This is a genomic window from Paenibacillus sp. J2TS4 (genome assembly GCF_018403245.1).
Classification (GTDB): Bacteria; Bacillota; Bacilli; order Paenibacillales; family NBRC-103111; genus Paenibacillus_L.
In genome coordinates this window covers 45610-71192 of sequence record NZ_BOSH01000004.1, presented here as the reverse complement: position 1 = coordinate 71192, position 25583 = coordinate 45610, and the positions used below count along the sequence as shown (strand labels likewise).

General features: G+C 48.3%; 20 protein-coding genes. 6 read left to right on the top strand and 14 right to left on the bottom strand.

Translation table 11 applies throughout. From position 1 onward, the window contains the following. Positions 1-34: 34 nt before the first annotated feature. Positions 35-1285: a tyrosine--tRNA ligase gene (gene tyrS / locus KJS69_RS10475; RefSeq protein ID WP_374706630.1), complete on the bottom strand. Its 1251-nt coding sequence runs from the start codon at positions 1283-1285 to the stop codon at positions 35-37. A 972-nt stretch (positions 1286-2257) separates the two neighbouring features. Here tyrS and KJS69_RS10470 point away from each other — a divergent pair. Then, positions 2258-5143 (top strand): transglycosylase domain-containing protein, encoded by a 2886-nt coding sequence (locus KJS69_RS10470; protein WP_249730459.1) that lies wholly within the window; start codon positions 2258-2260, stop codon positions 5141-5143. 121 nt (positions 5144-5264) lie between these two features. Here KJS69_RS10470 and KJS69_RS10465 read toward each other — a convergent pair whose 3' ends face one another. The 3 genes from KJS69_RS10465 to KJS69_RS10455 are packed head-to-tail and all read right to left on the bottom strand — an operon-like array spanning position 5265 to position 8475. Further along, complete coding sequence (locus tag KJS69_RS10465; protein ID WP_213583711.1) at positions 5265-6368, bottom strand: ABC transporter permease; 1104 nt, start codon at positions 6366-6368, stop codon at positions 5265-5267. Then, complete coding sequence (locus tag KJS69_RS10460) at positions 6307-7308, bottom strand: ABC transporter ATP-binding protein (protein ID WP_213583710.1); 1002 nt, start codon at positions 7306-7308, stop codon at positions 6307-6309. The genes KJS69_RS10465 and KJS69_RS10460 overlap by 62 nt, the downstream gene beginning before the upstream one ends. Positions 7309-7311: 3 nt before the next feature. Further along, complete coding sequence (locus tag KJS69_RS10455; protein ID WP_213583709.1) at positions 7312-8475, bottom strand: COG1470 family protein; 1164 nt, start codon at positions 8473-8475, stop codon at positions 7312-7314. Between the two features lie 251 nt (positions 8476-8726). On the opposite strand from KJS69_RS10455, the gene KJS69_RS10450 reads away from it, so the two are divergent. Together KJS69_RS10450 and KJS69_RS10445 are read left to right on the top strand one after the other, a co-directional pair. Beyond that, positions 8727-9311 carry an RNA polymerase sigma factor gene (locus tag KJS69_RS10450; RefSeq protein ID WP_213583708.1) on the top strand — a complete coding sequence of 195 codons (585 nt, stop codon included), beginning with the start codon at positions 8727-8729 and terminating at the stop codon, positions 9309-9311. Next, positions 9301-10047, top strand: coding sequence for an anti-sigma factor domain-containing protein (locus KJS69_RS10445; RefSeq protein ID WP_213583707.1), 747 nt, complete (start codon positions 9301-9303; stop codon positions 10045-10047). The genes KJS69_RS10450 and KJS69_RS10445 overlap by 11 nt, the downstream gene beginning before the upstream one ends. A gap of 125 nt (positions 10048-10172) precedes the next feature. Here the strand turns inward: KJS69_RS10445 and acsA are convergent, their stop codons facing one another. Continuing rightward, positions 10173-11897 carry an acetate--CoA ligase gene (acsA, locus tag KJS69_RS10440; RefSeq protein WP_213583706.1) on the bottom strand — a complete coding sequence of 575 codons (1725 nt, stop codon included), beginning with the start codon at positions 11895-11897 and terminating at the stop codon, positions 10173-10175. A gap of 168 nt (positions 11898-12065) precedes the next feature. On the opposite strand from acsA, the gene KJS69_RS10435 reads away from it, so the two are divergent. Both KJS69_RS10435 and KJS69_RS10430 read left to right on the top strand, forming a co-directional pair. Beyond that, the gene (locus tag KJS69_RS10435; protein WP_213583705.1) at positions 12066-12698 is read left to right on the top strand and encodes a GNAT family N-acetyltransferase; all 633 of its coding nucleotides are present in this window, start codon (positions 12066-12068) and stop codon (positions 12696-12698) included. A gap of 18 nt (positions 12699-12716) precedes the next feature. Continuing rightward, a complete protein-coding gene (locus KJS69_RS10430; protein ID WP_213583704.1) occupies positions 12717-13913 on the top strand; it encodes an acetoin utilization protein AcuC in 1197 nt (398 codons plus the stop codon). A gap of 164 nt (positions 13914-14077) precedes the next feature. On the opposite strand, the gene KJS69_RS10425 is transcribed toward KJS69_RS10430, so the two are convergent. From KJS69_RS10425 to ytxJ, 4 genes are all read right to left on the bottom strand, one after another. Next, positions 14078-17287, bottom strand: coding sequence for an FIMAH domain-containing protein (locus KJS69_RS10425; protein ID WP_213583703.1), 3210 nt, complete (start codon positions 17285-17287; stop codon positions 14078-14080). Positions 17288-17514: 227 nt separating this feature from the next. Then, complete coding sequence (locus tag KJS69_RS10420) at positions 17515-18228, bottom strand: 5'-methylthioadenosine/adenosylhomocysteine nucleosidase (protein WP_213583702.1); 714 nt, start codon at positions 18226-18228, stop codon at positions 17515-17517. A gap of 171 nt (positions 18229-18399) precedes the next feature. Continuing rightward, positions 18400-19404 (bottom strand): catabolite control protein A, encoded by a 1005-nt coding sequence (ccpA, locus tag KJS69_RS10415; RefSeq protein WP_213583701.1) that lies wholly within the window; start codon positions 19402-19404, stop codon positions 18400-18402. Positions 19405-19566: 162 nt separating this feature from the next. Further along, complete coding sequence (gene ytxJ / locus KJS69_RS10410; RefSeq protein ID WP_213583700.1) at positions 19567-19908, bottom strand: bacillithiol system redox-active protein YtxJ; 342 nt, start codon at positions 19906-19908, stop codon at positions 19567-19569. A gap of 46 nt (positions 19909-19954) precedes the next feature. Here ytxJ and KJS69_RS10405 point away from each other — a divergent pair, with 46 nt between their 5' ends. Beyond that, on the top strand, positions 19955-20182 hold the full coding sequence (locus KJS69_RS10405; RefSeq protein ID WP_213583699.1) for a hypothetical protein: 228 nt from the start codon (positions 19955-19957) through the stop codon (positions 20180-20182). Between the two features lie 6 nt (positions 20183-20188). Here KJS69_RS10405 and KJS69_RS10400 read toward each other — a convergent pair whose 3' ends face one another. The 5 genes from KJS69_RS10400 to KJS69_RS10380 all read right to left on the bottom strand — a co-directional run bounded on the left by KJS69_RS10400 (position 20189) and on the right by KJS69_RS10380 (position 25307). Further along, positions 20189-20608: a hypothetical protein gene (locus tag KJS69_RS10400; RefSeq protein ID WP_213583698.1), complete on the bottom strand. Its 420-nt coding sequence runs from the start codon at positions 20606-20608 to the stop codon at positions 20189-20191. A gap of 88 nt (positions 20609-20696) precedes the next feature. Then, positions 20697-21089, bottom strand: a complete 393-nt coding sequence (locus KJS69_RS10395; RefSeq protein WP_213583697.1) for a VanZ family protein — start codon at positions 21087-21089, stop codon at positions 20697-20699. 25 nt (positions 21090-21114) lie between these two features. Further along, positions 21115-21645, bottom strand: coding sequence for a type 1 glutamine amidotransferase domain-containing protein (locus KJS69_RS10390; protein WP_213583696.1), 531 nt, complete (start codon positions 21643-21645; stop codon positions 21115-21117). Positions 21646-21667: 22 nt separating this feature from the next. Then, positions 21668-23413 carry a phosphoenolpyruvate--protein phosphotransferase gene (ptsP, locus tag KJS69_RS10385; protein ID WP_213583695.1) on the bottom strand — a complete coding sequence of 582 codons (1746 nt, stop codon included), beginning with the start codon at positions 23411-23413 and terminating at the stop codon, positions 21668-21670. Continuing rightward, positions 23406-25307 (bottom strand): glucose PTS transporter subunit IIA, encoded by a 1902-nt coding sequence (locus KJS69_RS10380; protein ID WP_213583694.1) that lies wholly within the window; start codon positions 25305-25307, stop codon positions 23406-23408. Before KJS69_RS10380 ends, ptsP begins: the two co-directional genes overlap by 8 nt. Positions 25308-25583: the final 276 nt, after the last annotated feature.

Here is a 25583-nt window from a genome sequence, read left to right as displayed (position 1 = left end):
TCCAGGGTGGTTTTATTTTTGGGCCTCTTCAATTTTAAGATTCCAATTTCACTTTGACAAACTTCCGTTTGCCGACTTGCACGATGTCTCCATCGTGAATCTCGACCTCTCCGTTCGGATCCGTCAGCTTCTCTTCATTAATTTTGACCGCCCCCTGCTGCACACTTCTTCTCGCTTCTCCATTGGAAGATTGCATGCCCAGAGCAACAAGCAGCCGGATGATACGAATCCGTCCGTCCGACAGTTCAGAGAGCGGAAGCGGCTTCTCCTCAATATCGTCTGGAAGCGCACGCTGCTGGAAGACGGTAACGAAATGACGCTCCGCCTCTTTAGCTGCTTCTTCGCCATGGTACATTCGCACGAACAAAGCGGCCAGCCTCATCTTCGCATCCCTTGGATGAACCGTTCCGTCTGCCAGCCCCGATTCCAGCGCCTTAAGCTCATCATCGGGCAAATCCGTTGCCAGCTCGTAGTATTTAAGCATCAGCTCATCGGGAACAGACATCGCCTTGCCGTATATTTCATTAGGCTCTTCGTCAATACCGATGTAATTGCCCAAGCTCTTGCTCATCTTCTGTACGCCATCCAATCCTTCCAGGAGAGGCATAGTGATCGCTATTTGAGAATCGACCCCGTATTCCTTCTGCAGCGTTCTTCCCATCAGCAGGTTGAATTTCTGATCCGTTCCGCCCAGCTCCACATCGGTTTCCATCGCGACGGAATCATAGCCCTGCATAAGCGGGTAAAAAAATTCATGAATATGAATGGGCAGCCCTGCGGAATACCGCTTGCTGAAATCATCGCGTTCAAGTATCCGGGCAACCGTTGCTTTGGCGGATAATTGGACGACATCAGCAAAAGTCAGCGGGCTCAGCCATTCGGAGTTGTAATAAACTTTGGTTTTCTCCGGATCCAATATTTTAAAAATTTGTTCCTTATAGGTTTCCGCATTACGTTTAACATCTTCTTCCGAAAGCTGTTTGCGGGTTTCCGATTTGCCGGTCGGGTCTCCTATCCTCCCCGTGAAATCTCCAATAAGAAGCTGGATCTGGTGTCCCAGCTCTTGAAACTGGCGCAGCTTCTGCAATACGACCGTATGCCCGACATGAATATCCGGAGCCGATGGATCCAGACCAAGCTTAACATTCAAAGGCTTGCCGGTAGCAATGGAGCGAGCCAGCTTCTCCTTAAGATCGTCTTCCGGAATAATTTCTGTAACCCCTCTTTGTAACAGCTCAAACTGGCGTTCTACTTCTGCCAATTGATCCTTGCTTAATTTATCCATTGACACGGAATACATCCCCTTTCAAATAAATAACGCAATGCGCTGATAGAAACTTTAACCGGTTTGCCGGCTATTCCCCCGCTATTTCAACGTAAATAACCCCACAACGTATGGACTTCGAAGCGTATTCCGTCCGCACCCTAACAGGGCCGGCGTTTAAACCTTCCTCTAATCGCGGTCGCTCTTCCTGACTTTGCTTCGATAGTGGTTTATACATTACTTTGCGGGGAGCCCCGTAAAATCCCCCACAAAGTGACGCATAGCCTTCGAAGCGTATTCCGATTACTTTGCGGGGAGCCCCGGAACTTAGAATTTCAATAATGCGAAAAAAGCCCTCTCATCCCCATAAGGGACGAGAAGGCCTGTCTCGCGGTACCACCCTTGTTAAAGCACCGTATTATCAGACCTGACGGTCTCCGGAGCTTTCACTCTTCAAGAAATAACGGGATTGACCCGGCAGGAAGCTACTGGAGCTGCAATGAAACCGAAAATATCGGCCCGTTCCCTTCCCCTGCTCCGGACGGTAATTCGAATACGGCTGGCGTACCGGTTCGCACCTACCACCGGTTCTCTTAAAGCGGACAGCACGCATCTACTGTGGCGGCCATAATCCGCCAGTCCTTCAGCGCATATTTTGTATCATTTTGTATTTTATTCTTTATATCATACCCTGAACCGACTGTCAATTCGACGAAATCGTACTTTTCGCGGTTTTCTGCAACAATCCGATCATTTGTGATATAATGGTTTTGTTTATTTTACTCGAAACGGGGTTGTTGTTTTTTTATGCTTAAGCGATTGCAATCATTTTTCAGTCATCCAGCAGTAAAAAAAACAGGTCGTTATAGCTGGTTAACCCTAAAGTGGACTTGCATAACTATAGTGATCTGCGGATTTTTGGCTGCGGGTGCCATCTTTGGTTATTCTTCCGCGCTGGTTAAAGATGATCCGGTTCGGAGCAAGGAAGAAATAATGGCGAAGATGGAAGAAAACGCAATGACCGGCTTCGTTTATTTTCTGGACGATACCGAGCTGGGTCAGCTGCGATCCGACGAGGATCGGCGGATGGCGACCTACGATGAAATTCCCAAATTAGTGAAGGAAGCTTTAATTGCCGTAGAAGATTCGAACTTTTATGATCACATCGGCTTTGATTTCAAAGGGGTTTTCCGGGCCGTTAAGCAGAAAGTGTTGAACGAAGACATTCAAACCGGAGGAAGCACCATCACCCAGCAGTTGTCCAGACGAGTTTTTCTCAACACCGACCGGGAGATTAGCCGTAAGCTGAAGGAAATTCTGCTTTCCGTTCGTATAGAGCGAGTTATGTCCAAGGATCAGATCATCACCGCCTATCTGAATAAAGTTCCGTTTGGTACTGGCGCGAACGGCTACAACGTTCATGGAATCAAAGCAGCAGCCAAAGGAATATTCGGAATAGAGAATCTGAACGAACTGAACCTGGCCCAATCTGCCTACCTGGCCGGACTTCCCCAATTACCAAGCAGCTTCTCGGCTTTTAAAGGAAATGGGACATTTGACGAAGCAGGCTTTAATCGGGCAGTCGAACGCCAGCATTGGGTTCTTAAGCGGATGGTCGAAACTGAGAAAATTACAAACGAACAATACGAGGAAGCTCTTAGCTTTAATTTAAAAGAGAGCCTGTCAGAGCCTCAGGTTAAAGCCTACACCACCTATCCTAACCTGATGATTGAAGTGGAAAAAAGAGCCACCGAAGTTCTGCTCTCGGTGAGACACCCCGAAATTGCGGAGAATAAGGAGGAAAATAAAGAAGCGTATCAAGAGGCATTCAAGGAGACCCAGCAGGAGTTGTTCCGCGGAGGGTATAAAGTATATACAACGATTGATCAGACGCTATATGATGCCATGCAGGCGATAGCTAATGACCCGTCCAATTTTCTTCCGGATCACCCGGAGGCTGGAGTCGAGCAGGTTGGAGCCATTATGATCGATAATAGAGACGGAGCTATTCTAGGGATGATCGAAGGACGCGGTACCTCTTACAACCATGCGACCCAGGCCTACCGGCAGCCCGGCTCGGCCATGAAGCCGATCGCCGCCTTCCTGCCTGCGCTGGAAAAAGGGGCCATCCAACCCGGCGGTGTCATTGATGACTCTCCGATCGTGCTTAAGGATGGAACGAGCGGATGGCACATTCCGGAGAACTGGAATCGCCAGTTCCAGGGTCTGATTACTGCCAGAGAAGCCTTGAATCAGTCTTACAATATTCCGGCTATCAAGCTGTTCTTGAATGAGGTAGGGATTCAGGAGGCTTGGGATTTTGCCAGACAGCTTGGCATTAATTCAATTACCGAAGAGGATAATCATGCTCAGACAGGCGTTATCGGCGGCTTGTACAAAGGGGTTTCGGTAGAGGAACTGACAAATGCCTATACGGCTATTGCCAATAAGGGAGCCTTTAACGATGCGTACATGATTCGCAGAATCGAAAGCGCCGACGGCAAGATGGTCTATGAGCACGAGACCAAGCCTACGCAAGTGTTCTCGGAGGAAACTGCTTATCTAATGACTGACATGCTGAGAACCGTTATTACTTCCGGGACCGGAACCAACATCAAGAAATACCTTAAAAACTACGGAAAGTTTCCGATTTCGGGAAAAACCGGTACTACGAACGAGGACGCGGATGCTTGGTTTGTCGGCTACTCTCCTGATATCACTGTCGGAGTATGGGCAGGATATAGCGAGCCCAAATACAAGCTGAGCAGTAAAAACGGAAGTACTATGCACCCTCTGCAGGTATGGTCTCATATTATGGATGTCGCTTACGAGAAGAAACCCGAGCTCTTTCAGACCGAAAAGTTTGAACAGCCCAAAGATATTGTTAAAATGACTGTCTCTAATTTGTCCGGCAAGCTGCCGACTGAATTAACGACCAGTTCCGGGCATTTGGTTACTGATATTTTCAACCGTAAGTATGTACCGACCGAGGTGGATGATGTCCTCGTCAGATCCAAATATATAACTTACAATGGGGTTAACTATCTCCCCCATTCCTCAACGCCGGATGATATGGTGCGTGAGGAGATTGTGATTAAACGTCCGGAGTCCGTAGCTTCCATTCTGAAACGAATTCAAGAAGTGAGCTCTTCCCTTCCGGCGAACAAACGGAGATCGCTAAGCGCCTACGTCCCGAAAGATGCGTATAAGGATGCTCCAACGGAGACGGACCCGCGGCAGGATGATGGCAAAGCCCCGGAGCCGCCAAGCCATTTAGTGTTTACCCGAAACGGCGATACGAACAGCCTGTCCTTCAATCCTAGCGGGAATAATGACGTGGTCGGCTACAGACTCTACAGAACCGATGGTGTGAAATCATTCGAACGCATGAACGGCAAAGTCATTTTGGCGGGAGAGGAGACCCTCTTCACCGGACTGCCCTACTCTTTTGGCAGCGGGTATTATATCACTGCCGTAGATGTAGCGGGTCGGGAATCGGCGCCAAGTCGAGTGGTGTTCAACGACAGCATCAATCCTGACTTGATCTTGCCAGGAGAAGGCCGTCAAGAGAAAGCTCAAGGCGAAGAAGGTTCCAGTGAAGGCGCCGCGCTTAGTCCTCCATCCGGTGTTAAAGCCAGCATGAAAGGAAAAGCACTGCAAATCACTTGGAATCACAGTAAAGAAAAAGCAAGTCAATATAATATTTACTACAGTGAGAAAGAGAGCGGACCGTTCCAAAAAATCGGTTCGATTAAAGGCGACACCGAATTTAATTTTTACGCCAGCGAGTCGGATGATTACAATGGATATTACCGAGTAACGGCATCCAATGGCGATAAAGAATCGAAGCCAACTGCACCGGTACATTTTGAATCCTGACCCATCCATAGGCTGGCAGCAAGAGGTAATCCGCGCGAAATCAGCCCGAAGACTAAATCAAGGCGTTTTTCCTCTGACGGAAAAACGCCTTGATTAATTTAGTACAATAACATGGCTCTTATTACTTTGAACGAATTTCCTGACGCATAAATAAAGCGTAGGCAATCCCAAAGCAAACCATCGTAGCCGCCATTAGGCCAGTAACCTGCGGCCATACCAGAAGAAGGCTCTGGCCGAGGGGCAGGGGGCTCGGAATAGCCCCGATTTGCTGTTCAGGGGTTAACAAGCCCAGTGAACGAATGGATGGAACGAGCATAGTCATGGTAGCCTCGTCAAATAACTGACTTGGCGATAAACGAATGAGAAGCTGCATGGATCGGGCATAACTTAATATGTCGTCTATTCCTGCACCTCCCGCCGGAGCCAATGCGCGCCCCACAAGTTGGACAATCATATTAAAAAATACACTGAAAAAAATCCATACCGCGATACAGCTGATGGCCGACGTTGCCGCCTGACGCAGACGGGCAGAAAATAATATCGACAAATTCAGCCAGAAACCGACATAAACAGTACCAATCAACATGAAGAAAACGATACGCCAGAACTCTTCGGGCGTTGGCGGGATGCCGAGTGCGAGCAAGCCTGTGCCGACCATAGTCATAGCCAGCGACATAAAGAGGACAGCAATCAGGACAAAGCCGGCAGTAAATTTGGCGAGCAGCAAATCGTCCCGATAAATCGGTTGCGATATCATTCGTCCCAATGTACCTTTGCTCCGCTCGGAATTGACAGCATCGAAGCCCAGCCCTATGCCGAGAAGCGGGCCTAGGAAGCTCACGAAAGTAATGAAATTAGGCAAGGTTCCGTTATGCTCGGTAAACAGTTTGAGGAACAGGAAGGAGGAATCCTCCTCTGAGCGTGCAATGGAACGAACTTCTTCCACTGCAGTATATAAGGAACCTATACAGGTTAGCACCATAAGAGAAAGAAGGATGACCACCCGCCAGCTGCGGATGTGATCGCCGATTTCCTTATTCACAATGACCCAGAATGGGTGCACAGATGGGGAATGCTCCTTGGGAGTTATCCCATCTTCAGAGGCGCCCCGCCCAATTTCCTCGGATGATGCGGCCTCCATCTTGCTGCGCGGTCTTCTCCATTCATATACCTTTTCGCGCAGCTTTCGCACGGCTTGCTCCCATCCTGGAACCTTCCCCTTCATCCGAATCACTCCCTTCAAAATAGCGATGATAAATTTCATCCAGCCCGTATTGTTTTTTGGATAGACCGGTTAAAGCCGCTCCTTGTTGAACTAATGTATGGGCAACTTGCGAACTGACATCTTGCGCGCATCCAAGACGAAGCCGCTGCCCCTCGCGCTCCACTCTCAGAACGTGCTCTATGCCCCGGACAGCCTCCTCCATTTCATTCGTTAAGGCCGCTGCTTCCACTTCTATAACCAGCGGTTCACCGGCAAATAGCTCCCGGGACAAGCTCTCTATCGTTCCTTGAGCAATTAATCGCCCCTGAACAAATATTCCTACCCTATCGCAGATTTGCTGTACTTGGTGCAAATGATGGGAAGACAACAGGACGGTCAATCCTTCATCACGGCTGAGAGTGCGAATTAAATCGAGAAATTCCCTGACCCCTTCAGGGTCGATTCCCAGGGTCGGCTCATCCAAAATAATGATCTCCGGCCGCTTGATCAGAACGTCGGCCAACCCGAGCCTCTGCCTCATTCCCCTGGAGAAGGTCCCCGCCTTCTGGCGCTTGGCCTGACCGAGACCGACCCGTTCCAGAAGAAGATCTGCCCTGACGGCGGCTTCTATGGCGGGAATCCTGTTCAGTCTGGCGGTATAGATTAAATTGTCCCGTGCAGAGAGCTCATCATAAAATCCTACATCATCCGGTAAATAGCCTACTCTTTTCTTCACCATCATCGGCTGACGGGTGGAATTGAATCCGCATACCTTCACCAAGCCCGAGGTTGGTTCCGACAAACCGATCATCATCAAAATGGTGGTTGATTTACCGGCTCCGTTCGGACCCAGAAGTCCAAATATCTCTCCTTTATGAATCGACAGGTTCAATTGGTTTACCGCTGTTTTCTCCCCGTATTTCTTCGTCAAATCCACCAGTTCAATTATCGGTTCGCTCATAAGTTACCGCCTCCCGTAAGTACGGAACAAGTAATAAATTCCAGCGATAACCGCAGCGATGATCAACACCCCGATCCATCCCCAGAGCACAGAAGTTTTTACGGCTACACGAAAATTCGCGTCCGAGGAAGCCTCTGGAGCGGTTACCCTCATGCTGGTCACATAATCACCGGCAACGGCTTTTTTGTCAGCCTTAAGCTCAGCGGTCACTGTCGTCGATTGCCCGGCTTCCAGTTTAGGAATCGACTTGGGCTCGAAATTCACTTCCCAATTAATCGGCGCTTGGGCATTGAGCTGCAGATCCGTTAAATCGGCCGAACCCTCATTCGTTACTTTGAGATCGAGCTTTCGGCTGCTGCCGGCCGTAACTTCCGTGCTTAATAACCCGCTTTCTGTACTTAAGCTCACTTTATAAGAGCCGGTAATGACAATCTCCATCTCCGACTTGGCCTCCGTATTGCCGTTAGCCGCTGAGATTGGAATACGGTAACTGCCCTCCTGAACGTGGTCTGGCGGTTTAACATCCACTGTCACAGACTTGGATTCCCCAGGCTCAACCGTTACTGAAGTTACGCTCTTGCTGTCGGCTTTAAATTGCACATTCCATCCACGGGGCGCTTGTGAAACAAGAGCATAGTCCTGTTTCTCCGCTGTCCGGTTTCTTAAAGTATAGCTGAAGCTGAATGAAGACTCGGCATGCCCCTCCATATTAGGTTGTTCGGTTGTCAGCTCTGTTTGGTAAGTTCCCTGCTCAGAGACACGTACGGTCAGCGGCAAGCTGGCTAATCCATCCGCTGTCAGCACGAATTGGTAATCCCCTTTATCTATTTGCAGCGGAACATTTAATTCCATATTAACCTGATGGGAATCATTAGGCTTTACCGAAATTTGTTCGATTTTCCAGCCGCCGGAGGTCATTCCGTATTCCCAGCCGGCACCGTTATCCTCCAACCGCAAGCCGACATCCTGCACACTGCCGCTGTCATTGATTACATCGATGGTGTATTTGATCGTCGTTCCCGGAGTGACCGAAATATCCGTATAAGGTGTATAAAGCGTCACTCCTCCCGCTGCCGACAGCTGTCCGGAGCCAAACCCCATTAAAACTATAGCTGCCATTAATACAATGCTGACCCAACGCACTTTGCTGTGCCAAAAACAAAGCATGAATTCTTCCCCCTTTATTCTTTATCAACTATCCTACGAATGAACTTCGCAATCGGATTTATGAAAGGGAGATAAAAATTTCATTAAAAGAAGCTTAAAATTTAACCAAATACTTCCCCTTTTGCATCATTTTTGCTACATAAATAATTAAGGACCTCCTTGGTAAGAAATACCGTTTATTGTTGAAAATGATTACTTGCAGCCGACTGTCCTTCTTCAATATCGATTATTTGATGGAAAGGTGATTTACCGTGTCTTTGTCCCAAGAAGAGGCTCATCTCCTGCTGAAGGAAATGAGTAAAGGTTCGCTTGAGGCCTTTGAACTTTTCTATGAAAGTTACGTTCCGCTTGTCTATCAAATCGCGTTAAAAATAACGGGGAACCGTATGGATGCAGAGGATGTATGTCATGACCTATTCTTGGAAATCGTGAACAAAGCGGAGCAATATGACCCGGAACGCGGCAGTATGGAGGCATGGCTTGCTATAAGGACCAAAAGTCGATGTCTGGACCGAATCCGCCGCAATCAGCGAAGATTGCTTGTCGAAAGCTCTTCCTCCTGGTTTCCGACAGAACGATCGGCGGAGGAATCCACCATTACCAAATGGCAGATAGAATCGCTCCATAAAGCGATAGATCAAGTCCCAGAAACACAGCGGGCTGCCTTGATCGGGATGTATTTTTATGAACAAAGTCAGAAACAGCTTGCCGCTGTGATGCAAAAGCCTCACGGAACGGTTAAATCGCTGATCCGTTATGGTGTTGCCAGCCTGCGTAAGCAGTTAGCCAAAATGGGGTGGCTGGAACAGCCGGGAGGTGTTGAGGATGGAAAATAATGATGAGAAGCAATGTATTACGGAAGAGCGAATAATAGATTTACTTCAAGGAAGATGGGGGGAGCATGCGGAACGGCATAGCCTGCAGCATTTAAATACCTGTGAGGCATGCCGCAAGTTATATGACGAATGGTTAACCCTGTTATCTCCGGCCGGGGCGGAACAACCACGTTCCATAATCAAGAAAAGAATTAGAGGAAAACTGCGGTGGCAACGGTTTAAAGATATCATTAGCTCCATTTCTGTTCGCAAAAGATGGGGGGTGGCGATGCTCGCGGCGGTTATGACCCTCCTGCTCTTTATCGGTCTCTTCCGTCCGCATTCGGTTCCGTGGCTGCAAGATCGGGATTTACCCGCCACTCTGCCAGAGCTGAGGCTGGTTACCCGTCCGGGAACCGTTCTCTATAATGTGCCTGCGTCTGCCCACGACTTAGTTACCGGCTATGTCTGGCTTAATTCAGAATCCGGGGAAATGCTCATCCATGTGGAGGGCCTCCCCCCTCTTCCGGAATACGACTACCAGGTATGGATCGTCAAAGCGGACGATCGCCGAAATAGCGGTATACTCAAATTAACGAATGGAAAAGCGTCATTATATTATACCGCTCAGAAAAATCAGGTTCGTGAAGCGGAAGGAATTTGGCTAAGTATTGAACCCAAAGGGGGCAGTCTTCAACCCAGCGGCCCTGATCGTGTTCTTGTCAATCTTCGAGATGATTCATCCGTTGCCCGCTAGTCCTTGTAGTAAACCGGGCAATTAGAACAGCCCATGGAACGTCATCCATGGGTTGTTCTGTGCAGCCGCTGTCCGCGCTTGCACCTTGTATTCAAAAGGCAAGGGAAAACATAAACCCTAATATATTAGTCCTCAATAGTGGATAAGTCTCCTGTGGGCAGGTTAAGCTCCCAGGCTTTAAGCACACGGCGCATAATCTTACCGCTTCTCGTCTTAGGCAGCTTATCTTTAAATTCGATCTCGCGGGGGGCAGCATGAGCAGCCAAGCCGACTTTAACAAATTTGGCAATGTCCTGCTTCAACTCTTCTGAAGGAGTGTAGCCGTCTCTCAGCGAGATGAAAGCTTTGATAATCTCTCCGCGAATGGGATCCGGCTTGCCAATGACTCCCGCTTCTGCGACTGCAGGATGCTCTACCAGCTTGCTCTCTACCTCAAACGGACCTACCCGCTCACCGGCTGTCATAATGACATCGTCGACCCGGCCTTGGAACCAGAAGTAACCGTCTTCATCTACATAAGCGGAATCTCCCGAAATATACCAACCGGGAAAACGGAAATATTCTTCGAATTTAGCCGGGTTGTTCCAGATTTTGCGCATCATGGAAGGCCATGGAGTTTTGATCGCAAGGTTACCCATCCGGTTAGGAGGAAGCACATTCCCGGAATCATCCAGAATGGCGGCCTCTACTCCAGGGATAGTTTTACCCATGGAGCCTGGCTTAATATCCATGGAAGGATAATTACAGATCAACTGGGCTCCTGTCTCGGTCATCCACCAAGTATCGTGAATCCGGCGGGAGTATGTTTTCATTCCCCAACGGACTACTTCCGGATTCAGAGGCTCCCCCACGCTCAGCACATGACGCAAAGAAGACAGATCATATTGGGATACGATTTCATCCCCAGCGCCCATCAGCATACGGAAAGCCGTCGGAGCGCTGTACCATACCGTAACCTTGTACTTCTGAATGGTTCCGTACCAATCCTGCGGGCTGAAACGGCCGCCGCGAACCACATTCGTCGCTCCGTTGAGCCAAGGAGCAAAGATTCCATAAGATGTGCCCGTCACCCATCCTGGGTCTGCTGCACACCAATATATATCATCTTCGCGCAAATCCAGGACGATCTGCCCGGTGTATAGATGCTGAATCATCGCGTTATGAACATGGAAGACGCCTTTAGGCTTGCCAGTCGATCCCGACGTATAGTGAAGGAGCGTTCCGTCCTCGCGGTCCACCCATTCGATATCCAGCGCTTCGGAGGCTTCCGCCATCTCCTTGTGGAAATCGAGTTGGCCGGGTTCGAGCTCCAGATTGTCTCCCACGATAATGACATGCTTCAAATCAGGAAGGTCTTTGACCGGTACTCGCGGCAGTTGGGAAGGTGTAGTCACAATGGCCACTCCTCCGCTGTCTTCCATACGGTCTCTTACCGCTTGCTCCATAAAAGCTTCAAATAGCGGGCCAACGACAGCCCCTATCTTGATTGCGCCAAGCAACGCAAAATACAGCTCCGGCGTTCTCGGCATAAAGATAAATACCCGATCGCCTTTCTTGATTCCGTGCTTGCGAAGCACGTTCCCGAACTGATTGGTCTTTCTCTTCATTTCGTCGTAAGTATACTGCTCATTCCGCTGACCATCGTCGAAAATAAGCGCAACCTTATCCTTCCTGGATGACTCGGCATGACGATCTATCGCTTCGTACACTATATTCACTTTTCCCGTTTCATGCCAGCTAAATTGCTTCTCTACCTGTTCCCAGTTAAAGTTTTCCTTTGCTTGGTCATAATCTCCCAAATTGGAATGCTCTGCGGTTGCTTTCAAAATTTCTTCTTGACGTTGTTCCATATGGTCTCCTTGCCTCCCTTAACGAAATGTAACGCTTTCATATCTACATTATGAAAACTTGATGACATTTCTATTATAACATAACCTGTCACTACCGTGTATCGCTTTTCACAAACAATAAAATTTGCTATAAGTAAAGAGAGGCCACAAAAAGGAGCTGCTAGCCCTATGGAGCATATCAAAATTTACAATTCAACCGTTGTGAACTACGATGGCAAACAGATTATTATTGAAGGACCTGTCGCCCCAGAGAACGTAGCCCGACTTTCCATGCATCCCGATCTGGATGCTTTTCGAAGGCCTAAAGACCAACAGGAAGCTTTAGTCGAGATTGCCGGTCTTCCGGAAGGCAGAATCATTGTGGCTCGTGATGAGATGACCATTGTAGGCTACGTAACTTTCCACTATCCCGACGAAATGGAGCGCTGGTCTGACGGTAACATGGAGGATTTGGTCGAGCTTGGCGCCATTGAAGTAGCTAATGATTACCGTGGGTTAGGATTGGCCAAAGGCTTGATCAAACTGGCTTTTCAAGACGGTCAGTTGGAAAATGTGATCGTCTATACAACGGAATATTATTGGCACTGGGATCTTCGGCGCAGCGGTCTAAACGTATGGCAGTACAGAGAAATGATGGAAGAATTAATGAAATGTGTAGATATGGTATGGTATGCTACGGACGATCCGGAAATTTGTTCGCATCCGGCCAACTGCCTGATGGTACGCGTTGGAAAAGACGTCAGTCTGGAGTCGGTCGAAAAATTCGACCATCTCCGATTCCGTCAGAGATTCATGTACTAGGCGCTAGGGGGAACTAATTTGAGTTGTCACGCTAAATTTGTGTTCGGACAAGAGGAACTAAGCTACCGTTTTAACGATGATCATCCGTTTAATCCGAAGCGATTGGAGCTTACGGTTGACTTACTTATTAAAGCAGGGGCTCTCCCGGATGATTCTATTATACCGCCGCGACAAGCCACCATCGAGGAGCTAAGCAGAGTCCATCTCCCTGAATATATCGCGGCGGTTCAGGCGCTAAGCCTGCCGAATCCGGAGGAGAGATGGATTCAGGAAGCCGATCGCTGGGGGCTGATGGACGAGGATACACCCTATTTTGAAGGGATGCACGATACGACCTCCCTTCTTGTCGGCGGCTCATTGGAAGCGGTAGATGCTGTTATGACTGGACAAGCAAATCACGCTCTGCATCTTGGAGGCGGCCTCCATCATGCCATGCCTAACAAAGGCGGCGGATTCTGCGTCTATAATGACGCGTCTGTAGCTATCGCACATCTTCGCCATAAATATAATTCCCGAGTGCTGTATATCGATACAGATGTGCACCATGGAGACGGAGTCCAGTGGTCATTCTACTCGGATCCCAATGTATGCACGTTCTCCATTCATGAAACCGGTAAATATTTGTTTCCGGGTACTGGCGCTGCCGGTGAACGAGGGGAAGGAGAAGGCTTCGGCACTAATATCAACTTGCCGATGGACCCGTATACTGAGGACGAGTCTTGGATGGACGGCTTCAAGGAGGTCCTTCTGAAAGTCGTCGATTATTTTAAACCCGACGTTATTATTTCACAGCACGGATGTGACGCCCACGCTTTCGATCCGCAAGCCCATATGCACTGCAGTATGAATATCTACCTGCAGATGCCCTATTGGATTCATGAAGTAGCCCACCAATATTGCGAGGGCCGTTGGATCGCTTTGGGAGGAGGAGGATATGAGATATGGCGTGTCGTTCCGAGAGCATGGGCGCTGCTGTGGATGACCATGGCGGATCATCCGTTAATAGCAACGCTGCAATCGAAACCGCTTACTCCATTGCCCGAGGAATGGTTGAAGCAGTGGCAGCCGGAAAGCCCTTTCCCGCTTCCGGACACTTGGTTGGATCCGGTAGAGCAATGGGAGCCGATTCCAAGACGCAACGAAATTAATATTAATAACAAACATTCCAAGGAAGTAGCTCTTCTTTATTTGCCTGATTCTCCGTCAGATCCATAATCCGCCCCCTTATCTTAGGATCAGGCAACCATCCTTGCCTATGAATAAGGATGAAACAAAATCCCTTGTCCAAATGATATTGGGCAAGGGATTGCTGCGTTATCGGCCTCTAGCCCATGGAACCCGTAAGGCAGGCTAAGGCCGCTTCCATTTTACTAAACAACTCATTCCATACTTGAAATTAAAGCTTGCACATCCGCATTCAGCTTATTCTTGGCGGCTTCTGATATTTTGTCCTCATGGGCCGGATTGTTCATATGCTTCAGGAAGTCATCCAGGCTCTTCAACGCTTGCTTGGTGTGCCCTTTGTCTCCATGATGTTCCGCTTGCTTCAAGCTGTTGCGCAATTGGTTCGTGAGCGGCTCGACTACATCGCCGGAAGAAATATATTGTTCCAGTTGCCATGCTATCGAATCTAAAGTAATCGGCTGAGAAGCTAAGGTGAAATGCAGGATATACAGCTTCTCATTAAGTCCACCCGCCGATTGAACCCGTATTTCCGCTGTGCCAGGCAAGGAATCCGCCTTAGTTACGGTAACTGTGGCCGCATCTCCTGATTTGGCGATTGGCTCCAGCAGTGGAAATTCACCCGAAGAGCCCTCCAATTCGATGGAGTATTCCATTTGCTGCGGATCGAAGCCTTCTATAAACTCATGATTGACTTTGACATTGATCAAATCCGCACTGGAACTTAAATCATTCGAAGCCTGCAGAAATTGCTGATTCTCCCCCATCATAAACAAGTTTCCTTGATTATCCTGGGTCAGGTACCTTCTCCCTTTCGGCTGAATAAGATAAACATTTTTAGTCTCAGGCTCGATCATGAAGAATCGTCCGGATATGGTGCCGTATACATTCCCATCCGGGCTTATTTCCAAAAAGGCGTCTCTAAAAACGATGCTGGAGTATGTGATGTCAAATTTAGGTTCATTATACACCACCTCTCCTTTCTCGGTATCATATATAAACAAATGTCCGTCTGCGAATCCCCAAATATAGCCGTCCGGCCCTACGATAAGCTTGGTAATCGCCCCTTTACCCGGCACCGGAACAAATTCTTTGATTTTCCGGTTTGCAGCAACATCCCACACAAACATTTTTGCTTCCGGCTCGTTAGGCCCCGTATCTCCGTAACTGTTCCATACCGAAGAGCCCCCATATACGATTCCATCTTTATAAGCCATCGATACTATACTTTGGTTCTCGATCGGTTTATATCTCTCCAGATCTTTAGTCGTCAAATCATAGAAAACCAACTCGCCGGTACGGGTATCTCTTGCCGGTGTAGTGACGGTTACCAGAGTCTCTCTGCCATTTCTCGTTATGACCTCTCCTGCATAAGCCCGCTCCTGCTTATCCGGTCCGGCCTGATCCAAGCCGAATAATTTAACGGGATTGATCATTTGCGATGGATCTTCAAGATTCCATGGTTTATTCGGATCATAACGATACATAATGACCCCCGGATAAACGGGGATAAAGACTTGATCTTCCTGGTAAGGAATAAACATTTCACCCTGATAGAGGGAGTTATTGGCTCCGATTGTTCTTGAAGTATACTGAGTCAGCTTTTGCTCGGATGGACGGAACACGGCGTAGCCTGTAGTGGTATAACCGGAGAAATAGATCGTTCCATCATTGCCTCTTCCAGTGGCATGAATGGTTCCCGCCTCCGCTATGACCGGCAATAATATACTTTCCGTTTTTCCTGTTTCGAAATTATAGGTAAATAAAGCTCCTTCCGCACTCAGACCGACAAACGTGTCCCCCGGATAACCATCCCTATCCAGTTGCAGAATGTCAAACTCATTAAATCGTCCGTCCATTCTGACCGGCTCAGGAGTAAGAACTAAGTGTACCTCCTGGTCCTCAAGGTCATAATAGGCAAGCCAATTACCGTTCTCCCCATCATATTTCGTATAATATTGAAAGTAGACCTTTCCGTCGCGAGTCGGGGAAATTTCGCGAGCCTGATTATTAGGAAAGGTGCCGATAATTTGATCATCACGGGCCGGGTCCAGAACCAAATCCACTACGCTAGTCCCGGCACCCGCTATTTTTAGCTGCGACAATCTGGCATAAACCAAGCCATCTATAGCGTCCAAATCAAATGTATATTTGTAGAGATCGGTAAAATTTTTATCCTCATACAGAAGCGGTATAAAGTCTCCGGACCATTGTTGCTGCTTTCGGTCATATTTACGAATATTCGCATCGGTGGCTAATCCGAAATAGACGGCATCGTTTACTTCATCGTAAGCGACGGAATGGATATATTTCATTCCATTCATCACTACTCCCATATCTTTAAATGTTCCTGTATAAATATCGTATTCAAAAGCACGACCGTAATCATGCTCTAGTCTGGAATAGGTTCCCCCATAAAGCTTCCCGTCCGGGGTGGAGACCAGATCGAAGACGTTATGTCCCGCCATAACGACAGTCAATTCCTCAATTGTAGAGCTTTGGACATCATATTTAAGTAATTTTCCCGTAGTGTATCCAACCATATAGACGTTTCCGTCCGCTCCCAAAGCAAGGCCGCGCAGCATCGTATCAGGCAAGGCAACTTGATCTACCAGGGTCAATGTATCCAGATCAACTTTGGCCAGTTGTGCAGAAGATCCGTTCAAATTCATATACATGATGTTCCTGCCGTTCTCTTCCGCAAAAACCGCACGAGACCCGCTAACTGTCTCGATTGGGGGACCCCAATCCTTCATTTCCAGCGTGACTCCTGCATCTACATCCAATGCGTCTGCAAAAGCGTCTGCCGGCTCCCCGGAAATCGTCCCCAAGGTGATGCGAATCCAGCTTGCCTCTTCGGGAACCGTCATAGTCAGCTGTTCTTCACTCCACCCTTCCCCGGTTATCCCGAGAGTATTGCTTTTAAGGGAAGCAGCTAATTCGTCCGGACCGGCATAGGCATGAATGGCTAATTCAATGCTGCCCTCCCTCACCAGAAATTGCCCGGACGCTTTAACCAATTGGCCGGGGACAACCTGGATCGGTTTGCTGTAAAGCCGAGCCGGCTCATCTTCGTTCGAACCTTGAATATGCAGGCTCTGCTTACCGTCCAGGAAGGTACCTTCCGATCGGGACAGCTCGAAGCTCACAGATCCTGATGTATCCTTCGGTTTCCACCCGGGAATAGTTCCCGTCGCCGCCGGGGGAACCTCGAAGCTGGCGTTTTCTAACTGATTCACTCGGACCGTCTCGCTTCCGATCGGCTCGATAATAGTAGTAGCTTCCGAAAAATGACTTTCGGCGTTAATCCCAATCCTGTCGTTCTGTGCCGATAAGCCGGTTGCAGGCAGCAGGAAAGAGGCCGCCAGCAGCCCAATCCAGCAAACAGACCACATTCGTTTCATCATTGTCCTCCTCTATTGGTTTGTTCGACTCATAGAAATTAAAGCGTTTTCATAAGTCGTCGTGTTCATTCTAAGGTTTATGTCCAAGCTTGAATAGGTAACATATTTTAGATATTGTAGATTTTTTTTCAAATTTATGGTTAGAAAAACGTTTGCTTATTTGCTTTATTGTGAAAAAAAGGACTTCCCCGACTCCGAGGAAATCCTGATTTATTAGCTTATTTAGCTTTTTATTGCTGTTCGACCAGCTTCGACAACAATTTCTCTACTATTCTAAACGAATTCTCCGCAGCGAGTCTTGTAAATTCAACAAAATTAATATCTGCCGAGCCGTCTGCTTTATCGGACATGGAACGGATAATGACGAACGGAATTCCATGCATCTCACACACTTGGGCAACCGCAGCTCCCTCCATCTCCGTGCAAGCCCCGTTCATGCTCTCATAAAGCTCGTTGACGATCTTGCGGTCGGCGATGAATTGATCTCCCGATAAAATCCGGCCACCGACGGTCCGATTCGGAAATAATTCACAGCTGCAATCATAGGCCAGCTTATGCAGCATCTCGTCAGCTCGGTAGATCGAGTTATTCTGATAAGGGACAACTCCACGTTCAAATCCGAGTGCGGTAACATCCATATCGTGGTGCATGCAATCTGTAGAAACGACGATATCTCCTATATTAAGCTTAGGATCCAGAGCCCCGGCCACTCCAGTGAACAATATGGCATCCACTCCAAAGCGATCGATCAAAATTTGTGTACAAACCGCGGCATTCACTTTACCTACCCCCGATTTGCAGACAACGACGGGCACTCCGCCAAATTGTCCAACCGCAAAGCGAATCCCGGCAATCTCTTCAGTCTCGACTTCCTTCATCCCGCTATGAAACCATTCGATTTCTTCCTCCATGGCTCCAATGAGACCTAATCTTGTATATTTCATTCTTCTCTTCCTCCCGCTATATCTCTGCTGCAGCTATTGTAGATTCATAAGCTTAGCGCTACGCAGCATTAACGGCTCATTATTGTAATGAGCCGTTAATGTCCAAGGCTATATGCTGGCCGATCCAACCTCTATGCAAGGGACTTGTCCGGCTAACAGGAACACCCTTACTTATTTCTGCGCAACCGATTGACGTTTAATGACGTCATGAGGGAGGACATATTTATTCTGATCAGTGGATTCTTTGTTCATTAATTTGGTCAAGAGCCTCATGGAAACCGCTCCGATGTCATACATCGGCTGGGCGACAGACGTCAATTGCGGCCGCACCATCGAAGCTATACGGCTGTTATCGACACTGATGACCGATATGTCCTCAGGAACCTTGAGTCCCGCATCCTGAATAGCATGAATCGCACCGATGGCCATCTCATCCGTTGCTGCAAACACAGCCGTCGGACGATCTTCAAGGTCCAGGAAAAACTTCATCGCTTCTATTCCCGACTCGTACCGATAGTTCCCCACCCGTACATAGTTCTCATTGAAAGGAATTCCGGCATTCTCCAACGCTTGCTTATATCCATGGTAACGGGCATAGCCCAAAGCAGGATCTTGAAGCGTTCCGCTAATCATCCCGATCTTGCGGTGCCCATGGTCAATAAGCAGCTTGACAGCGTCAAGAGAAGCTTTCTCATGATCGATATCGACAGAAGGAATCGTATTGTTACCGTCTGCAGTTGCACAAAGCACGACAGGCACCGAAGAAGTACGGAAAGCTTGGATATGCTCGTCCGTCACAGTTCCGCCCATAAAGAGCAGCCCGTCCACTTGCTTCTCCAGCAGTGTATTAATGACGCGGATTTCCTTATCCTTCTTCTTGTCGGCATTACACAAAATGATGTTATAGTGATACATTGTCGCAATATCTTCGATGCCCCGCGCTACTTCCGCAAAGTTCATATTGGAAATATCGGGAATAACGACCCCGACGGTCGTCGTTTTCTTGCTCGCTAATCCGCGGGCTACGGCATTAGGACGATAGCCCAATCTTTCAATCGCCTCGAAAACTTTCTTACGAGTCTGTGGCTTCACGTTGGGATTGTTGTTAACAACCCTGGATACGGTAGCCATGGAAACGCCAGCTTCGCGTGCTACATCATATATGGTTACGGTCACTTTCATTCGCTCCATCTATTTAGAATTATTTTCCAGTCGAACCTACACATTTAACTTTATAATACGATAATTTTATTCATTTTACAAACGGATCCTAGCTTTTGCGTCGATTTGTGCGATATCTGACATAACTAAACCTCTAAGTCGTCTTCACAGGTTCTGTTATTTTGCGTTTTGCTGCAATGATTCTTTTGTAATTCTCCAGTGGGAAGTGTGCCAGGCTACTTTGCCGTCCTTGATTAATATAGCCTGAGGTGATTCATGCTTCAGCGACAAATCTTCAGAAATGGCATTCGATACCGGTCTGGATTCCACTACCTTGACAAGGCAATAGTCAACATCCCGATTTGGTTCCCGATTCAAATAGATTAAGTATTGATCGTAAGCGTCGGCACTTACAGGACAGCGGGTGCTATGCTTAAAAACGAAAACAGGCTTATCTGAGGATTGTTGCAGCTTCGCCTGCCATTCCTCCACGGTATTCAGTTGTTTAACTTGTTCCACAGGAATCCTCTCCCCATTCGAAAAGATTACTATTAGGCTGTACAAAATGGATCTCGAGCTGCTATGCGAAGCACAAATGGCAGTAGAAGTATTCCCCCCTGCCTCGCAAACTAACGCTTCCGGAGCCTGTTTTCTGCGAAAACTTGTGCTTCTCGGAGCTGGTAAGTTGATTTTAACTCGCAATACTGTTGGACTAATACTAACAAAAATGAAAGAAAAAAGCCAATTTTTCATTGGCTTTTTAAAAGAGTTGTCCCTTTCCTCTCCAGATTGAGGGACATTATGTAAAATTAACCGATTGGGAATAGCTGGAGATTTGCCGCAGCTTGTTCCTCACTTGCTCTGCCCAGCGGCCATCCTGCAGTGACTGTGCCAGCAGAAGCATATCAAGCAGCTCGTTAATCCGGTCGTCGATAATTTGTTGGAGCGGCTCGTTCCAATGCTCCTTGTCGCTTGCTTTTTTTATCAGATAAGCCAGTTCATTAACATCCTCAAAGCTGATCTTCAGCTTATCCGAAGAGGGAGGATGAAGTCCGGCGATCAATTCGGTCAAATCATTCTTTACATCGGGATACACAACGCTTGCAGAACAGCCGGAACAGCAATATACCGGCACATGGCCTATTTCGATTTTTTTCTCATAAATGACGGTTCGCAGTTGGACGGTCATCGTCTCCCCGCAATGGCACTGCTTTTGCAATATGTTCACTCCTCTTGTGCGGTACGGTCGGGTTTCTTCCACTCCATTGGTATTCTACCTTTAACCCACAAATCCTCTCGCAACAAGCTTAGCACTTTTTGGAATGAGGCAGTCTTCCGTATAAACGGGAGATCGGCTTAAGTGAAACCAACAGCATAGCGATGGCAGCACCAATGCCGTCATTTCGAATATCTTGCCAATCCGCATGGCGGCCGTCCACAAAAAGCTGGTGAAACTCATCTGTCATTCCGTACACGACGCACATGGCAATGACCATCCCTTTGATCTTCCAGGACGGATTGCCGTTATCCAGTGCCCACAAGTACGTTAAAGCAAGAATGAAATAGGCGATAAAATGTCCCCAATCAAAGCTTTGCATCGAAGGGACGATTTTTTGAAACCACGGAAGCAAGGTGTTCATACTATCCGCAGTTCTCGAAGAAGAATAGAAAATAACTGCCATCCACAATATGGCCGGCATCCACCGGATTCCCCAGGCTCTCACTCTACTTTGCGTACTCGCCCAGCACTCGGATGTATTCTTTAACAAAGGCCGGTAAATCGGGAGGGCGTCTTCCGGATACGATATTGCGGTCGACCACGACTTCCTCGTCCACCCATATCGCTCCTGCATTCTCCAGATCGTCTCGTATTCCAGGAGTGGAAGTCATTGTGTAGCCTTCAACGATTTTGGCTGAAATCAGCACCCAGCCCGCATGACAAATTTGCGCAATCGGCTTGCCCGCCTCATGAAATTCACGCGTCAATTGCAGAACCGAGGAATAGCGTCTAAGCTTGTCCGGGGCCCAGCCTCCCGGAACGTACAAGCCAATGTAATCCGATGCGTTAACCTCGTCGAAAGAAACATTCGTCTCCAGTGGAACGCCATACTTTCCTTTGTACACCTGTCCCGCAATAGGTCCGGCCAGATCTACCTCGGCACCGGTTTCCCGCAGGCGCAGAACCGGATACCACATTTCTAAATCTTCAAATTCTTCATCAACAAAAGCTAGCAGTTTATAACCCGTTAAGTCCATAGCAGACCTCTCCTCCCTGTCCTTAATTTGTAATCGGTCCATACCGTTCCTTACCATTATAGCATTGATCCAAAATGTTGCGGATTTGGTCACTATCCGTACATTGCATAATTTGCTCAAACACCCGTCCGCTTTGCTCGATCGAGCTTTGCAGCAGCCTCTCCTTGAGCGGAAGCAGTGTTTTGACGGACATGCTCAGTTCTTCAATGCCGAGTGCCAGCCAAATAGGCAGAACCTTAGGGTCGCCCGCCATCTCTCCACAAACGCTGACCGGGATTCCTTGCTGCTGAGCCGCTTCGATCGTCTGGCGCAGAAGTCTTAGTACAGCGGGGTGGTAAGGATCATATAAGTGAGCAATATGCTCATTCATCCGGTCAACAGCCAGTAAGTACTGCACGAGATCATTGGTCCCGATGCTGAAGAAATCCGCTTCCTTGGCCAACAGATCCGCGGTCAGAGCCGCAGCCGGCACCTCGATCATAATCCCGACTTCTATCTGCTCGTCAAAGGGCTGTCCCTCTTCTCTTAACTCCTTCTTGACCTCCTCCAGCAGCTGGTTGGCGTCTTTGAATTCCTTAACCGATGAAATAAACGGATACATAATCTTCACATGCCCGTAATGACTGGCCCGCAGAATAGCTCTCAGCTGAGTTTTAAAAAGCTCCTGCCGATCCAAGGAAATACGGATAGCACGGTATCCGAGGAATGGATTGACTTCTTGCGGAAGATCAATGTAATGGATATTTTTGTCTCCCCCGGCGTCCAGCGTTCGGATAACGAGCGGCTCGCCATGAAGCATTTCAGCAACCTGCCGGTATACTTCAAATTGTTCTTCTTCCGGAGGGAGGGAATTCCGATCCATATACAGAAACTCTGTCCTGAATAGTCCTACTCCCCGGGCTCCTGTCTTCAATGCCTGCTCCAATTCCTTGACAGAGCTGATGTTGGCCTTCAGCTCAATCGGCTTTCCATCCTGTGTGATGGCCTGCACATCGATCAACTGCTCCAGCCTTTCCATATGCTTCTGTATAATTTCCTTGCGTTCCCGGTAATGGGCAATCGTTTCCTCGTCCGGATTGACAAAAACGGTTCCTTCTTCCCCATCCAAAATAATTAAATCTCCGGTTTGGATCGGCCTCTTCAATTTCCCATCCAATCCAAGGACGAATGGGATCCCGATAGCTCTGGCCATGATCGCTGCATGAGAGTTCATCCCTCCCATAATGGTGACAATTCCCAAAATTTTGGAAGGATCGAGATGAGTCCATTGGGAAGGGGTAAGCTCTTTGGCCACCAGGACATAGGGATCATCCTGATCGGGCAGCGTATCCTGAAACCCGCCCAAAAGATGCTTGAGAAGCCGGTTGCCAACATCCCTTATATCGGCTGCTCTTTCTTTCATGTATTCGTCATCCAACAGATCGAACATGCCGACAAATTTATCAATCGTCTCTTTGACAGCCACTTCCGCAGCTTTATATTGCCGCTGCATAATAGCCTGGACCTCGTTCATAAAGACCGGGTCCTCCAGAATGGCCAGGTGCGCGTTGAAAATATTAGACTCTTCTTCTCCAATAAGCTCGGAAATATCCTCTTTAATCGTCTCCAGCTCCACCTTGGAAATCTGTATTCCTTCGTAAAGCTTTTCGAATTCGTAAGCCAAGTCGGCCACATCCACCAGTTTATCCGGCACATTCCATTCCCAGTTGGGCAGGACGATCGCTTTTCCTATCGCGATTCCAACAGACGCTCCAATTCCTTTAATCATCAGACTGACCTCCAACTGCTGCGGCTTCTTCTTTTAACACAACGGACATGACGGCCCCTTGACCTTTCTTAACAGCTTTAAAGGGAGCAAAGCTCCAGGACTTAATTCGCTCCGCATTGGTTATAAGCATAGGTGTCGCCAGCGATTTGGCATTCTGTCTTACTTTGGTCAAATTAAATTTAACCAACAGTTGTCCGGGAATAACCTCGTCCCCCTCCTGTACGACGGCGGTAAACCATTTTCCTTTCCCCTGCAGCTGCACGGTATCAATGCCAATGTGCAGCAGCACATCCAGACCATTCTCCGTCTGCAGGCCGATGGCGTGCATCGTAGGATAGATATGAATCACTTTTCCCGCTACCGGAGCTACGAGTTCCCCCCGTTCGGGAATGAAGGCTACTCCGTTGCCGACAATTTTTCTCGAAAATACTTGATCCGGCACTTCATCCAGCGGGATCATCCTGCCTTGAACAGGCGAGCTAAACAGCACTTGCTGCAAATCCGTCCGGGTCACTTTAATGATTTCTTCCCGGATCAATTCCGAGAACGTTCCGAAGACGACCTGAACGTTGCCGCCGCCCAAGCGGATGACTCCGGCCGCGCCCAGGTGCTTTAAGGCCGCTGTATCGATCAATTTGTCATCCTGCAGCGTTAGCCGCAGACGGGTGATGCAGGCCTCTATCGTTTTAATATTATTTTTGCCTCCAAGTGCTTGCAGAATGAGGGGCGAGCGATATCGGATATCCCCTGCCCATTCTTCCAGAGGCGAGCCTTCTTCCCGGCCCGGAGTCGGAAGCTGAAAGCGCCGAATGGCCCAACGGAAGAGCACATAATAAGTAATGCCGAATACAAGGCCGATAGGAATCAGCCATAGCCCGCGAGTGGACAAATGGCCGTTAATAATAAATTCCAGCAGGCCCGCCGAGAAGGAAAAGCCGTGATGGATACCGAGCTCGTAGGCGATCCACATGGACAATCCGGATAAGATAGAGTGAATGAAGAATAGCACAGGTGCCACGAATAAAAAAGCGAACTCAATCGGTTCGGTCACTCCAGTCAGAAAGCACGCTAATGCCGCGGTTAAAAATGTCTTCCGGATTTTCGGCTTCAGGTCTTCACGGGCTTCCTGAATAATAGCCAGCGCAATAGCAGGGAGGGCAAACATCATAATGGGATAGAGACCGGCCATAAAGATTCCCGCCTCCGGATCCCCCGCAAAAAATCTCGGCAAATCTCCGAATACGGTCGTTCCATCCGCCCTTTCAAAAGTGCCGATTTGAAACCAATATACATTGTTAAGAATATGATGCAAACCCGACGGAACGAGCAGCCGATAAGCTGTTCCGTATATAAAAGCTCCAAATCCCCCCAGGCTCAGGAGCATTTCGCCTAACCATTCGATCGTCTGCTCGACGGCTGGACCTACGGCAATAATAACCAGGGAGAGAAAAATAGTTGCGGTTCCGACAAAAATAGGCACAAATCTCGGTCCGCCAAAATACTGAATATATTCCGGCAATTGAATATTGCTGAACCGATGATATGACAGTGCAGTCAATATCCCTATTACAATGCCCCCGGTAACTCCCATTTGCAGCTGTGGCTGCATATAGGTCTGGGTTATTTGGGTTAGCAGGAAGTAACTGAGAAGAGCAGACAGTCCGGCAATGCCGGCATTGCTCGTAAGTCCCAAGGCTACCCCTACGGCAAACATAAAAGGGAGGTAAGTAAAAATCATATCTCCGGAAAAAACAAACAAGCTCCCGAGATTGCCCAGTCCAGCCGATTCCCATGGCAACGCTCCCAGACTCAGAAAGACGGCCGCTACGGGCAGGGCGATGGTCGGTATCATTAGCGACCTGCCCAATTGCTGCAAATATCCCATCCAGTTCATCTTCCGCTTCCTGCCCTCCTTTCCGATAACGCCTGAGCTTGACCATCTTTGGCAAATGCACAAACCCCTATTAGTGAATGTTCAAAAAGTCAACTTTTCAGCACCGAGAAGATTGTGCGAAGCTGAGAGCTTATGCTTCCGAAGAGAGTTTTGCTCTGCAAAACTTTCAGGAGGAGCGGAGTGTAGGCAAACCTACATGAGCATCGGACTTCGAGGGTGAGTGCAAGGTTCGATGCCGATTCCGCTTCTTGGTATCCTTCGTGATCAAAAGGGGAC